This window comes from Peribacillus psychrosaccharolyticus ATCC 23296 (genome assembly GCF_000305495.1).
GTDB lineage: Bacteria > Bacillota > Bacilli > Bacillales > DSM-1321 > Peribacillus > Peribacillus psychrosaccharolyticus.
Window position 1 is genome coordinate 25,698 of the sequence record NZ_AJTN02000005.1, and the last position, 12,906, is coordinate 38,603.

The 12,906-nt window shown below is 38.8% G+C and carries 13 protein-coding genes; 4 read left to right on the forward strand and 9 right to left on the reverse strand.

The genetic code is table 11. The features are described from left to right. Window positions 1-426 precede the first annotated feature (426 nt). Together modB and modA are read right to left on the reverse strand one after the other, a co-directional pair. Complete coding sequence (gene modB / locus WYK_RS00925; protein WP_040372497.1) at window positions 427-1,083, reverse strand: molybdate ABC transporter permease subunit; 657 nt, start codon at window positions 1,081-1,083, stop codon at window positions 427-429. Continuing rightward, window positions 1,083-1,877: a molybdate ABC transporter substrate-binding protein gene (gene modA, locus WYK_RS00930; RefSeq protein WP_040372499.1), complete on the reverse strand. Its 795-nt coding sequence runs from the start codon at window positions 1,875-1,877 to the stop codon at window positions 1,083-1,085. The genes modB and modA overlap by 1 nt, the downstream gene beginning before the upstream one ends. 167 nt (window positions 1,878-2,044) lie before the next feature. On the opposite strand from modA, the gene WYK_RS00935 reads away from it, so the two are divergent. Continuing rightward, a complete protein-coding gene (locus WYK_RS00935; RefSeq protein ID WP_040372500.1) occupies window positions 2,045-2,959 on the forward strand; it encodes a substrate-binding domain-containing protein in 915 nt (304 codons plus the stop codon). Between the two features lie 66 nt (window positions 2,960-3,025). Here WYK_RS00935 and WYK_RS00940 read toward each other — a convergent pair whose 3' ends face one another. Continuing rightward, a complete protein-coding gene (locus WYK_RS00940) occupies window positions 3,026-3,382 on the reverse strand; it encodes a MerR family transcriptional regulator (protein WP_040372501.1) in 357 nt (118 codons plus the stop codon). A 392-nt stretch (window positions 3,383-3,774) separates the two neighbouring features. Further along, a complete protein-coding gene (gene pdxR, locus WYK_RS00950) occupies window positions 3,775-5,154 on the reverse strand; it encodes a MocR-like pyridoxine biosynthesis transcription factor PdxR (RefSeq protein WP_040372505.1) in 1,380 nt (459 codons plus the stop codon). Window positions 5,155-5,266: 112 nt separating this feature from the next. Between pdxR and WYK_RS00955 the strand changes: the two genes are divergently transcribed. Beyond that, the gene (locus WYK_RS00955; RefSeq protein ID WP_040372506.1) at window positions 5,267-5,845 is read left to right on the forward strand and encodes a GNAT family N-acetyltransferase; all 579 of its coding nucleotides are present in this window, start codon (window positions 5,267-5,269) and stop codon (window positions 5,843-5,845) included. A gap of 80 nt (window positions 5,846-5,925) precedes the next feature. On the opposite strand, the gene WYK_RS00960 is transcribed toward WYK_RS00955, so the two are convergent. Together WYK_RS00960 and WYK_RS00965 are read right to left on the reverse strand one after the other, a co-directional pair. Next, window positions 5,926-6,294: a YybH family protein gene (locus WYK_RS00960; protein WP_040372507.1), complete on the reverse strand. Its 369-nt coding sequence runs from the start codon at window positions 6,292-6,294 to the stop codon at window positions 5,926-5,928. After that, window positions 6,291-7,085: an aminoglycoside adenylyltransferase domain-containing protein gene (locus tag WYK_RS00965; protein ID WP_040372508.1), complete on the reverse strand. Its 795-nt coding sequence runs from the start codon at window positions 7,083-7,085 to the stop codon at window positions 6,291-6,293. The genes WYK_RS00960 and WYK_RS00965 overlap by 4 nt, the downstream gene beginning before the upstream one ends. A gap of 179 nt (window positions 7,086-7,264) precedes the next feature. Here WYK_RS00965 and WYK_RS00970 point away from each other — a divergent pair, with 179 nt between their 5' ends. Further along, a complete protein-coding gene (locus WYK_RS00970; protein ID WP_040372510.1) occupies window positions 7,265-7,609 on the forward strand; it encodes a DUF6176 family protein in 345 nt (114 codons plus the stop codon). A gap of 33 nt (window positions 7,610-7,642) precedes the next feature. On the opposite strand, the gene dacB is transcribed toward WYK_RS00970, so the two are convergent. Continuing rightward, window positions 7,643-9,124: a D-alanyl-D-alanine carboxypeptidase/D-alanyl-D-alanine endopeptidase gene (gene dacB, locus WYK_RS00975; protein ID WP_040372511.1), complete on the reverse strand. Its 1,482-nt coding sequence runs from the start codon at window positions 9,122-9,124 to the stop codon at window positions 7,643-7,645. Window positions 9,125-9,479: 355 nt separating this feature from the next. Next, a complete protein-coding gene (locus tag WYK_RS00980) occupies window positions 9,480-10,034 on the reverse strand; it encodes a YflT domain-containing protein (RefSeq protein ID WP_081704707.1) in 555 nt (184 codons plus the stop codon). A 226-nt stretch (window positions 10,035-10,260) separates the two neighbouring features. Here WYK_RS00980 and WYK_RS00985 point away from each other — a divergent pair, with 226 nt between their 5' ends. Beyond that, on the forward strand, window positions 10,261-11,343 hold the full coding sequence (locus WYK_RS00985) for a M20 family metallopeptidase (protein ID WP_040372513.1): 1,083 nt from the start codon (window positions 10,261-10,263) through the stop codon (window positions 11,341-11,343). 444 nt (window positions 11,344-11,787) lie between these two features. On the opposite strand, the gene WYK_RS00995 is transcribed toward WYK_RS00985, so the two are convergent. Then, window positions 11,788-12,375 carry a helix-turn-helix domain-containing protein gene (locus tag WYK_RS00995; RefSeq protein ID WP_040372515.1) on the reverse strand — a complete coding sequence of 196 codons (588 nt, stop codon included), beginning with the start codon at window positions 12,373-12,375 and terminating at the stop codon, window positions 11,788-11,790. Between the last annotated feature and the right edge of the window lie 531 nt (window positions 12,376-12,906).

Sequence of the window (12,906 nt, forward strand, 5' to 3'; positions counted from 1 at the left end):
ATAGTTCTTAAATACTATGTTTTTCCATTCTATGTAAAATGTTTTAAGTAATTTCTCATTTTAGAATCAAAAAGAAAAGCCGAGTTTCCATAGTGAAGGAAAACTCGGCTTTCTTTTTATCAAAATATGCGTTTAGTGTATCCATTTAATTAGGCGGTCCCAATAGAAACCGAACCTTTTGTTTCACTTACCCTAGTTTTATTCTTTTATTTTTCTTACGTTCTTCATCTTCAACGTCTTTATTTGGTAAAATTTTATCTAACCATTTTGGCATATATCAAGCTGATTTTCCCATTAAGATCATCAGAGCTTATTTTAGTATACCAACCTTTTTGTTCATAGACAGCTTAGCTTGTTTTTACCCAGCCATTAAAACCTAAAGAATAGCCATGGAATAATACCGAGGCCATTTTGACTTGCTTTTCATTATGATTTTACCAACTGGGAAACAATCAGCATAATAAATGAGATTCCAACTATACTGACTACCCATAGCCAAGCCATTTGCATATTACCCGTATCAATCGCCATATAGATCGCTGTTGGTGTCGTTTGCGTTTTACCTGGGATGTTCCCCGCAAACATGAGAGTCGCTCCAAACTCTCCTAATGCTCGTGCAACACTCAAGATTCCACCTGTAACAAGCGACTTAAGAGCTAAGGGAATGGAGACGAACAGAAATAGTTTGAATTCATTCGCTCCATCTACTCTTGCTGCTCCTTCTATATCGATATCTATCGCTTCGAATCCGGTCTTAGACGACTGATACATTAATGGAAAGGCAACAATAGCAGAGGCTAGAACAGCAGCCCACCAGGTAAACATAATCGACTGATTAAACAACCATTCAATTAACTGGCCGAAAGGGCTGTTTTTTCCAAACAGAACAATTAAGAAAAAACCCACAACCGTCGGCGGTAAAACTAATGGTAAAAGAAAGAGTGTTTCAACCAACACTTTCCCCCTAAATTTAGCCCGAGCCATAAACCTCCCCGCAATTATTCCTAGAATAATAACCAGTATTCCAGAAACGATTGCAATCTCAATAGATAATCGGACAGGTGACCAAAAATCAGTAGTCATCAATTAATATCCGCAAATCCATATTTCACAAATATCTCCATCGCTTTTTCGGTTTGAAGATATTCGTAAAAATCATTCGCTTCTTCTAAATGGGAGCTCTCTTTAATTACTCCTACTGGATAAATAATCGGAGTGTGTGTATCTTCTGATGCTGTCGCCGTAATTTTGACTTTTTCAGAGGTCAAAGCATCGGTTTTGTAAACGATCCCTGCATCAACATTCTCTGTCTCTACATAGGTGAGTACTTGACGCACATCCTTGGCGTAAACCACTTTTTCTTCACTATCTTTCCAAACACCTAAGTTTTCTAACATCTCTTTACCATATTGTCCAGCAGGGACTGTCTCAGGCGTACCAATAGCAATTTTTTTTGCTTTTGGGAGATCTTCAAATTCTTTTATACTTTGATCAGAGTCTTGTGGAACCACTAAGACAATTTCATTACCAAGAAGGTCTATTCCTTTATCCTTTTCAATGAGCTTTTCATCCACTAATTGATCAAATTTGTCTTCAGCGGCTGAGAAGAATAAATCAACTGGTGCTCCCTTAGAAATTTGTTGCTGGAGTGCACCAGAAGCCCCAAAATTCAGATTGATTTTCACATTAGAATTTTCTTTTTCATAAGCTGTTTTTATTTCATTTATAGCATCTTGTAGACTTGCGGCAGCCGAAATGGTCAACTCGACCTTCTCCGTACCAGCTTCCTCCTTTTTACTTTCTTCATTTGTTGAACATCCGGACATTACTAATACAAACAACATAAACGAAATACAAAAAATCCCTATCTTTTTCACTAAACTTCAACTTCCTTCACCTTTAAAGTTATAACTAGATATAACTAGTTATAAATAGATCCATCCAATTATAATCGCTTAGAACAAAAAAAGAAAGAGACGATAATGGTAAAGTTACTTTTTCATTGATAGTGCGTTATTATAGGTGATGGAAGGATGCGATTACAATGACGAAAGACCTTTCTTATACAATCGAGGAAGTATCACAGCTTTTAAAAGTATCGAAACTCACCATATATGACCTCATAAAAAAAGGCGAGATCCCTGTTTTTCGGGTCGGCAGACAAATGCGAATGGACGCGAAAGACTTAGAAGCATATATCAATCATAATCGGAATCAACCAGCTGATGAGTTTCAACGAAATGGAGCGAAAGACAGCTCTAAGATTGTCATCAGCGGCCAAGACCTTGTACTTGATATACTCGGAAAGCATATTGAAAAAGGCTCCGCTTATAAAACGTTACGATCATATACAGGAAGCTTAAACAGCCTGATTTCTATGTACAATGGTGAGTGTGATATCGTTAGCTTGCATGTCCTTGATGGTGATACTGGAGAATATAATCTGCCCTACGTAAAGAAAATCTTAGTAAGCTATCCTTACATTTTAATCAATCTGGTTTCACGGAAAGCCGGACTATACGTCCAAAAAGGAAATCCGCATAATCTTACCTCCTGGAAGGATTTGCATCAGAAACAGGTAACCATCATTAATCGCGAGAAAGGTTCAGGCGCAAGGATCCTTTTGGATGAACAGCTCAGGATACATAATATCCCTGTTACTGAGATAAAGGGCTACACAAAAGAAGAAACCAATCATTTAAGTATAGCTTCAGCAATAAACTCAGGATTAGCTGATGCAGGCATAGGAATTGAGAAAGCTGCAAAAATTGTTGGCGTGGACTTCATTCCTTTAATTACAGAACGTCTGGATCTTGTTATTCTAAAAACACCCGAAAACACGCCGCTCATCGCCAATATAAAAGAGATTTTAGCTTCCCCTTCTTTCCAATCGGAAATCAACTCTCTAAGTGATTATGATACTTCACAGATGGGTTCGGTCATTTATGAAACACTTTAATTTATAATGTACAAAGGAACTCATGGATGAGTTCCTTTGTCTTGTTTATAGAATGCAATAACCCTTTTATAATAGTTTCTCTAATTGTTTAAGTTCATCTTCAAGCAATATTCTTCGTCTTTTAATCTCGATTTCTTCTTTTTTCACAACTTCTAAATGAGATGCTAATTGAGCAAATAATTGGTGAACCATTTGTTGATTCCCACATCCATAAGCTAATTTCAACTGAAAGATTAATTGAATATCATTTAGGCTGAACCCAAATGATTTCAATTCTGTAATCACCTGAAATTCGAGAATCTCTTTTTCAGTATATTGTCTTCGAGTACCGACCATATCTGGATTTAATAATTCCATATTTTCATAATGCCTGACTGTGTCCTTCGTTGTCTTTACCCTCTTAACAAATTCACCTATCCTCATTTTTCTCACCACGCTATTGACATGGGGTTAACCCCATGGTTTTTACTACCTATATAACCTTTGAAAAGGAGTGGGTAGTTTGTTTAGTTTACATTTTGCTGCAACTATTTTTATTGTAGTGTACGGGGGCGTTTCCTTGACTGCTGGGATAGCCAATTATAAAAGAAAGCTGGTTCCATTTTGGTCTACGCTCTTATTCTCTCTGTCAGGAATCCTTATACTTACTTCTGCTATGATCGATGTATTTCCCATACTCATTTTTAGTCTGGTCCTCATTCAGCTTCTAGCTATAGCCAACGGACTTCATCTTTACGGAAAAATAAACCTAAAACATCATATAATACGCTTTCTTCTTTCGATAATTATAATTATTTTATACTGATACCCCCGTATTAAAACCATGCTTCATTCAGCAGCCTGACTCCTTTATCAATATCTGAAACTGATAATCCACCATACCCTAATAAAATTGTGTTTTTAAAAGAGTTCTCCCGAGCGAAGTAGATCGAAGTTGGATAGACTTTTACCTGCTTTGCTTGGGCAGCTGTAAGTAACTCAGCTTCAGACATATGGTTATGAATCGTCATCAAAATATGCAGCCCTGTCTTTTCACCAATGATCGTCACTTTATCGCCAAATACTTCTCCAATGACCTCCAGCAGCAGCTTATGTTTACGTTTATAAACCGTCCTCATTTTATTCACATGCGTTTCCCAATGCCCTTGGCTAATAAATAAGGAGAGGGTTTCTTGCAAATGTCGAGAGACTGTTTGTTTAGAAAGACAATAGTGATCATGATAACGAGTCGCTAATTCAACCGGTAGAATCATATAGCTGATTCGACTCGACGGCATGAGTGATTTAGAGAAAGTCCCTAAATAAATGACTTTAGTGTTTAAAAGCCCCTGTAATGATGGGATTGGTTTACCTGTATGTCTGAATTCACCATCATAATCATCCTCAATGATGTAGCCATTTCTTTCTTTTGCCCATTTTAACAGCTCCAGCCTTCTTGTAAGCGGCATGACTTTTCCAGTTGGAAACTGGTGTGAAGGAGTAACATAGACTACTTCTGCACGGCTTTCATAAAGATGGGGCATGCTGATTCCATCCTCATCTAATGGGATAAACTTCACCTCAGAACCTTGCTCCAAAACGTGACGAATTCGGTGGAAGCCCGGATCCTCCATAGAAAAGCCCCGTTCCCTTCCGATGATTAAGCCTAAAAGACTAACAAGATATTGCGTGCCAGAACCAATTATAATTTGGTCTGGAGAACACTGAACTCCTCTAGAATGATGTAGGTACGAGCAAATCTCTTTGCGAAGCATCTCCTCTCCCTGTGGATCGCCATTTAACAAGAAAGAACTGTTATCCAACACGTTTGCAGAAACCTTTTTCCAAACCGAATTAGGAAAATGAGCAAGGTCAATATTCCCCTGATTAAAGTCCAAGTGAACTGGCACCTGTTGGATTTGTTTCTTCTTATAAAAGTAATGAACATCCTGTACAGGCTTGAGTTCTTCTTCTAAATGATTCACGTACAACCCTTTTCTCATTTTGCTGTAAATGTAGCCCTCTGCTTGTAATTGTTGATACGCTGCGTCAACCGTATTAAGACTGATACAAAGATGGTCGGAAAGCTTTCTTCTTGATGGTAGTTTGGTTTCGGCAGTCAATCGGCCTTCTTTTATTTCCTGTTTTACATATAAATAAAGCTGCATATATAGTGGTTCCTTCAATGATGCATCTAAAATTGGCAGTAACTCCATCGTAATCTCCCATCTAATTCTGGTACCTATAATTATACTTGAACTGGCACTTATCTAAGGCTCAGTTTTTTCCTATACTAGTAGCATCTTAAAACTAGGAGGAACATTCAGCATGGAACATATTGAACTAATAGGAAAGACTGTTACCTTACTCCCATTATCCGAAGAACATCTTCTCCCCTTATATGAAGCAGCAAAACCGAAGAAAATCTGGGAGTGGAGTGCTACGAAGATTTTGTCATTTGAGGATGCAGAAAACTTCATTAAGGATGGTATTGCAGCAAGAGAGAACGGCTTGCATTATCCGTTTGTGGTAATAGAGAATACAACGAATCAACTAATTGGCAGCACTAGCCTCCGCTCCATCCAATTCTCAAATCGTTCGCTAGAAATTGGCTCAACCTGGTACCACCCCGCGTACTGGAGAACTGCGGTCAACTCAGAATGTAAACTGTTGCTGCTGCAGCATTCCTTTGAAACATGGTCAATGAACCGGGTCGAGTTTAGAACAGACGAACGAAATGTTCGCTCACAAACTGCTATTAAACGGTTAGGTGCGGTTCCGGAAGGCATTCTTCGAAAAGATAAGGTCCTCCGCGACGGGTATATCCGCAATACCGTTGTTTTCAGCATCCTTATGGAAGAATGGCCAGGCGTTAAAAATCGTTTAGAAGGGTTTCTGGACAGGTAAACTTTCCCTCCAAAGCCTCCTGCACATTAACCAGACACTTATCACATGCTGCCTTTCTACAGGCTCTGAATCTATTTACCTTAACAGTTACCACTCAAATGTTCATGTACTAGTTTCCAGCTTCCCTTTTCATCCTTTACAAAGATGTTGGTAGCTCGCCCGCTTCCAGAAACGAAATGGTTATCTAAAAAACCTTCCCAATGATAAGTATATAAACAGGTAGCTGTATTTTCCTCAACGGCTACCCATTTAACTTCTTTAGCCGAATACTTCTCCTCTTTAATACGCTCCCAGGCATTTTCGAAATATCGTTTAATTTCAGGTAATGTAGTACATGTTCGATCAGAAAACCAAAAAATAGCCTGACAATCTAAAACTTTTTGAACGTTAGTAAATTCATGTGTATTTGTCGCAGATAGATAGTCCTTTAGAGCTTTTTGATAGGTCATTTTTTCATTCCTTTGGCAAAATTATTTGCGCTTTCCTTCAATATGTATTCCATAAATGATGAAGCTGTATCTATACGTTTCTTCTCAGATTCAAAAAATGTCTGCCCCGTACCATTTCTGATTTGGGTAGCTTCATTAATGATGTTATGCCACTCTTCTGGAACATGCTCCAAAGCATATTCCCCAGCGCCCAACTTTGAAATGATATCATGCTCTCTCAGTGTGTAATATTGACGGAGTATCCCTAAAATGGACCATTGGATTTCTTCATTAAGGAATTCCTTTGGCAGCAGGAGTATTGGGTCACTATCCTCAACCTTTCTAATACGGTCTGCCCAATATGTATTCATATTCTCAGAAACATAAGAAAGCAATTCCATTCTCTCGACTGCAATATTCAACTCTTCTCCTAAAACAGGAATTCCTTTATTTTTCAGAATCCACCATGTCACTGGGTTTACAACTATTTTGTCATGCAGTTGTCCTCCGTTATAATAAAGACCTTCTGCTTGACTGCCAATCTCCTCTTGTATCAGGTAATGGCCATCCATTTCTGGCTTGCTGCTGCTAGCAATCGACTGATGAATCTCATATAAAACCGCTGCTTCAGATGTGGACAAACGATGATGAATTATCGTCAAAAAATCAATATCGCTGGAATTTTCTACAAAGGCATCCAATGCAATAGAACCATGCAGATAAAGTCCCACAAGGGTATTTGGTAATCGTTCATTAAATAAGGTCATGTATTCATTTAAAACTGACTGTACACTAACAGGAATTTTCGCCATACAACCCGCCCTCGCCATAATTTGTAATAATTACTGCCATTATATTTATAGTAACCTATTCTTTTATTAGGCAATATATCTTTAAACAAAATTTTCTTTATTTTATGAATTATTAATTTGACAGTTATCTAATCAAAAGGAATACTATATCTAAAAGTAGAAAATAAAGGATGGTACATATGTTAGTGGAACTAACACGATTTAAAGTCAAAAAAGGAAAAACAGCGGAAGTAGACAAGTGGATGGCTTTGCTGAATGAGCATATGGATCAAGTGCTTTTGACGCTTGAAGATGAGAAAATGTATGTGGAAACCATCTTCCGAGAGGTTTTGGAGGGTGAGGAATTTTTGTATTGGTACTCAGTCCAAGGCGAGGATGGAATAGAAGTAACCAACTCCGCACATGAAATTGATCAGCTTCATTTACAGTATTGGGAGAAATGTATCGATCCAGACTTTAAACCTGCTGATTTGGAAACGAAGGTTGTTATGATTCCGAAAAAAATAAGAAAAATGATGTCGTAACTAAAAGCCGGCCAACTATCGGCCGGCTTCTAATTATTGATTTGCCAGGATAACAGCAATCTCATCCTGTATCTTGGTAATTCCCTCTTCGTCTAAAAAATTATTTAAAAGAATGGAAAATATTAATTTTTCACCTTTTTTATTCGTGACATAGCCTGATAATGAACTTACCGAGGTTATTGTCCCTGTTTTTGCTTGTACATTTTCAGCTGCTGGGGTCTCTTTCATACGATTTCTTAATGTTCCCCCTATTAACCGTTCACTGTTACCTGCAAGTGGAAGAGCATTGACATATACCGGAAACCATGACTTTCCTTGGACCGAAAACAAGAGCTTAGATAATTCATTAGCTGGAACCAAATTCACATGAGAAATACCAGAACCATCACGCATCATTAGTGAATTCGTATTTACATCGAATGATTTCAACGTGTTTTCTACTACCTCTAAACCCTTTTCCCAGCTGCCTTCCCCAAGACGAACCTTCCCCATTTCCTTAACAAGCATTTCTGCATGGCCATTATTGCTCAGCTTCATAAAAGGCACGAGCAGTTCCGATAACGGCATTGAGCTGTGACTTGCGATTACGGTGGCTTTCTTTGAAATCTGTCCTATCTTCGCTTTCCCTATAACCTTGATTCCTTGTTCGTTCAACGATTGCTTAAATAAATCCAAGGCATAGCCAGTTGGCTCCCATACGGCCACCCATTGCCTTGTCTTACTTGCTTGCAGTGGTATAGTCCCCTCAATCGTAATCGTATTGCTGCCATGCTCGCGTGTGATCTCAATATCTTTTTTCCCATCTGCTGCCACTGTTTTCGCATGATTAATGATCTTCATATAATCATTTTTAGGAACAACGTTGATTGAGGCATCCTTACCTGACACGTTAGCCGGATTCACCTCAACTATTACAGTTCCTGTATCAAAATCTTCATTGGGTGAAGCGGTTAAAGCTGATACAGCAGCTCCATAATACTCAGCTTCATCCATCCAGCTAAGATCCTCTGAATAACGTTCATCATCATACCAAGTATCATCGGCAATCACGTTTCCATTAATCAGCTTAATGCCGCTTTTCTTTACTTCAGCTGCTAATTGATCAAAATCACTTTTTAACAGGGTTGGATCTCCCTCACCCTTTATGTAGATATTTCCGTTAAGGACCTTTCCATGTTTGTTTCCGTCAGTGTGTACCTCTGTTTTAAACCGATAATCCTTCCCGAGTGTTTCTAATGCCGCCGCCGCTGTTAATAACTTTTGATTAGAAGCCGGACGCAATCGCGTGTCTGCTCCTTTCTCAAATATAATTTCACCACTCGATCCATTTCGAATACTGACTCCTGCAAGTGCCCCTTCCAATTTTGGCGTGTTAAGCGCGTTCGATATCTGCTGACCCAATTTCCCTGACTCATCCAGCGCATAAACTGACTCCTTGTCAGTATGTAAATACGGAAACGCTGCAAGCATGATAATAAGTAATGAGGCCAAACACCATTTAATTTTTTTAATCAAGCATCCATCACCCCTCCAAGGTTATTTATTCTTCATGTTCGAGAAGATGATGCTGTAACCCTTTATTTTCCTTCTAGTAATAAAGATGTGTTTTTTTCTTGTTTCTTTCCTAATTTACGCTCTCATTTCTATTTCATTCGTAAACTATATGAGACAAGGAAAGATATAAATGTCGATAAATTGATTGGGAATAAAAGAATAACTCGTATTTTGTATTCCAAACCTTCGTGAACAATTCCTAATACTAAAGATAGGTTTGCTTAAATATGTCTGGGTATTTAGATATGTATGAACGATAAAAAAACTGGACACGGAATACACCATGTCCAGTAGATAGTTATTATCTAGTTAACAATTAGTTACGGAAATTTTTTGTACGGTCGATTGGACCATCAATTGGGTCACGATGAGTGTCGAGAGTGTCATTACGTGCCCCAACATTCACTCTAGGTTCAGCATATTCTGCACCATGTTTGGGTGCATGAGGATCCACTAAGATTAAAAGCTTTCCGGATTTCACCTCTGTTTCATAGTGTCCAGCTTCAGCTTCAGGAATTCCCATTCCGATTAATGCACCTGCAAGACCACCCGTTCCGGCACCAACAGCTGCTCCTGCAAGTGTTGCTGCAATTGGTCCAGCCGCTAGAACTGGCCCGATTCCTGGAATAGCCAATGCACCAATTCCAGCTAATAAACCGGCTGTTCCACCAAGGATTCCACCTGTTGCTGCACCCGCCGCAAGACCTTCTTCAGTTTTCGTACCAGTTTCTGCATTTACAGTTTTCACTTCATCACGGTCTTTAGCTACGACCGAAATATCATCACGGTTATAACCCTGAGCTTTCAAATCTTCAACTGCGCGAATTGCTTCTTCACCGTTATCATATACTCCAACTACACGTTTATCCATCTTGATCATCCTCCTAAAAAAAAGTGATGTATCTGTGTCTCTGTTGTTAAATACCCCAGGTCCTGAAAAAATAACCTGTTATTCAGAAAGAAAATTCGTCAAAAAACGAAAGTTGATCTTATACTGCTCCCTCAATTTCATCTTCATCGTGTAAAAACATGAATGTTTAAGTACCTAATGGGTATAGATACAATACGACAAGATAAACACAGGAGGTAATTTTTTTATGCTTACTGATTTACTTAAAGATTTGGTTTCGATTAACAGTTCAACAAAGGATGGAGCAAATGAAGCAGTTGAATTCTGCTCTAAGTGGCTTTCAGAACAAGGATTATCTGTGAATGTACTAACGAACAATGGGTACAAAATGCTTGTTTCTGAACTTGGACAAGGTGATAAAACCATTATTTTAAACGGTCATGTTGATGTTGTCAGCGGAAATCCTGATCAATTTATTCCCTATGAGGAAGATGGAAAGCTTTATGGCCGAGGAACAGCTGATATGAAAGCTGGAGTTGCTGCAATGATGTGCGCATTCGCTGAATTGCAAAAGCAAGACCTTCGTGTCCGAATTCAACTGCAAATAGTATCGGATGAAGAAATTGGAGGGCTTAATTGTTCTGGGTATTTAGCTAAAAATGGCTATCGAGGAGACTTTGTCATCTGTGCTGAACCGACTCAACTAGGGATTGGCCTTCAAGCTAAGGGCGTATTACAACTTGATATAGAAATAGACGGCATGCCGGCTCATGGCAGCAGACCATGGGAAGGGGTTAACGCCATTGAGAAGTCTTATGAGATTTATGAAAAAATACGTACCCTTCCATTTGCTTCCGAAAGTTCAGACCTCTACCGCTCTCCTTCTATTAACCTAGCCATGCTGCATGCAGGAGAAGTTTACAATAAGGTTCCTGGTAAATGCTTAATGAGTCTCGACATCCGCTACCTGCCTACGCAAAATAAAGATGACATCATTGAGCAAATCCAATCCGTTACAGATGGGAAAGTCACGATGAAAATGTTTGGGATACCGGTAAGGACGAAAGAAAACGAACCATTTATCTCTTTGTTAAAACCTGTTATTGAGAATATCACAAACGAAAATGCTAGAGTCTTTGGACAACATGGATCAGCAGATACTGTTTTCTTTTCTGCCTACGACATTCCGTCCATTGAGTTTGGACCAAGTGGAGCCAATTGGCATGGTGACCGTGAATATGTAATTCTTGATTCCGTACAGGACTACCAGCAAATGCTCATAGATTTTGCCAACGAGTTTGTTCGCACAAACCAACAAAATATCGGCTAATAAAGAATGGCTCTCTAATGCGAGAGCCATTCAGTTTGTAGACAAAAGAGGTTCGGAATGGTTTCATTCCGAACCTCTTTTGCATTTTTCGGACCCAAATAGGCCTGCAGGAACAAGCTAGTCTAGTGTGACCATTTCAAGATGGTTTTCGAAAATACTCCTTATCACCTCAAAATTCTATATCTATTTTTAAATAGGCCTTTTACTTTTAAGTTTAGAAAGTCTGTTGATGGGAGTGTTGGCGTGAAGACTCCTGCGGGAACAGCGGGACAGGTGAGACCCCGCAGGAGCGTAAGCATTGATGCGGCTCACCGCCCGCCCGCGGAAAGCGAAGCGCCTGGAATGGAAATCAACATCTTGATTTTAAAGGTCTCACCCGAGTTTGTTTACAGTCTGAATGGCTCTCTATACGAGAGCCATTTTTTTAGTGAGTGTTCTCTCGTTTCAGTTTTTCTCTTTCTTCCATAGACCATGCTGATTACAATAGATATAAAAGCTGCCGCCTTTCATTTTAGGAATCCGTACTTCTGGATTTTGTTCTGGATACAGCTTTACTAAAAGTACCCTATCCCAACCAACATAGGCAACGAACGATATAAAATGTGTTTTCGTCATTTCATGCTGTATTGTTAAGTAATACTCATTGTCAATTTCTTCGACTGTTATCGCGTGTTCTTCATTCTCCTTCTTTGCAATAAGCGGCTCCAACTTCCTCCCACAACAGGATAAATCAGCTTCACCTATACTGTTCATCACATTCCCGCAATTAGAACATACATAAAATTTAATACGTTTCATATTTCCTCCTTCTGCATCATTAGGCTCTAAATCTCCTAATAAAATCTTTTCAATATTCACACCTAATATACTGGAAAGATCACCAAGCAAGGACACATCGGGACATCCTAATCCTCGCTCCCATTTAGAAATGGTCTTGTCGCTTATGTTCATAGCTTCGGCAACATCTTTTTGTGTCATCTTTTTTTCTCTACGAAGAGTCAAAATCAACTTCCCAATCTTGCTGTAATCCATATTGTCACCTCCAAATAAATGATACCCGCAAACTAACTAATCCACAATCCACGCTCCGTAGAGTGCTAAACTTTCAGTTTCATTATTTCTGTAATAATAGAGTTCATCATTTATATGATTGATCTAGCAGTGGTTTTGGTGAATAGCACCCATATTTCATGCGTTTTTTGTAAAATAAGTTCCAATTACCCAGTTTATTTTTCTACACTTTTAGTATATGCAACTTACGAAATACTCTGTTATATTACAAAATGCTACTAAATGACTCCATTTTGTAATATAAATACGACCACCTTGAAACACAGTTGTTACACAAGGCTGGTATTCTATACCTACGATTCAAAAACAAAGGAGACTCGACTTTTGAAAAAACTAATATTGTCTATGACTGCAGCCTTTTTTCTAGTATTCGGTATTTCCGGCGTTGCATCGGCTAGTAGCACTACATATAAAGTAAAATCAGGTGACACTCTTTGGAAGATTGCCCAAACCCATAACATAACCGTTAAGCAGATAAAAAGCTGGAATCAG

Coding starts and splice junctions, on each gene's coding strand:
- modB (WP_040372497.1), bottom strand. CDS start 1,083: ATGACTACTGATTTTTGGTCACCTGTCCGATTATCTATTGAGATTGCA.
- WYK_RS00935 (WP_040372500.1), top strand. CDS start 2,045: ATGACGAAAGACCTTTCTTATACAATCGAGGAAGTATCACAGCTTTTA.
- WYK_RS00940 (WP_040372501.1), bottom strand. CDS start 3,382: ATGAGGATAGGTGAATTTGTTAAGAGGGTAAAGACAACGAAGGACACA.
- pdxR (WP_040372505.1), bottom strand. CDS start 5,154: ATGGAGTTACTGCCAATTTTAGATGCATCATTGAAGGAACCACTATAT.
- WYK_RS00955 (WP_040372506.1), top strand. CDS start 5,267: ATGGAACATATTGAACTAATAGGAAAGACTGTTACCTTACTCCCATTA.
- WYK_RS00960 (WP_040372507.1), bottom strand. CDS start 6,294: ATGACCTATCAAAAAGCTCTAAAGGACTATCTATCTGCGACAAATACA.
- WYK_RS00965 (WP_040372508.1), bottom strand. CDS start 7,085: ATGGCGAAAATTCCTGTTAGTGTACAGTCAGTTTTAAATGAATACATG.
- WYK_RS00970 (WP_040372510.1), top strand. CDS start 7,265: ATGTTAGTGGAACTAACACGATTTAAAGTCAAAAAAGGAAAAACAGCG.
- WYK_RS00980 (WP_081704707.1), bottom strand. CDS start 10,034: ATGGATAAACGTGTAGTTGGAGTATATGATAACGGTGAAGAAGCAATT.
- WYK_RS00985 (WP_040372513.1), top strand. CDS start 10,261: ATGCTTACTGATTTACTTAAAGATTTGGTTTCGATTAACAGTTCAACA.
- WYK_RS00995 (WP_040372515.1), bottom strand. CDS start 12,375: ATGGATTACAGCAAGATTGGGAAGTTGATTTTGACTCTTCGTAGAGAA.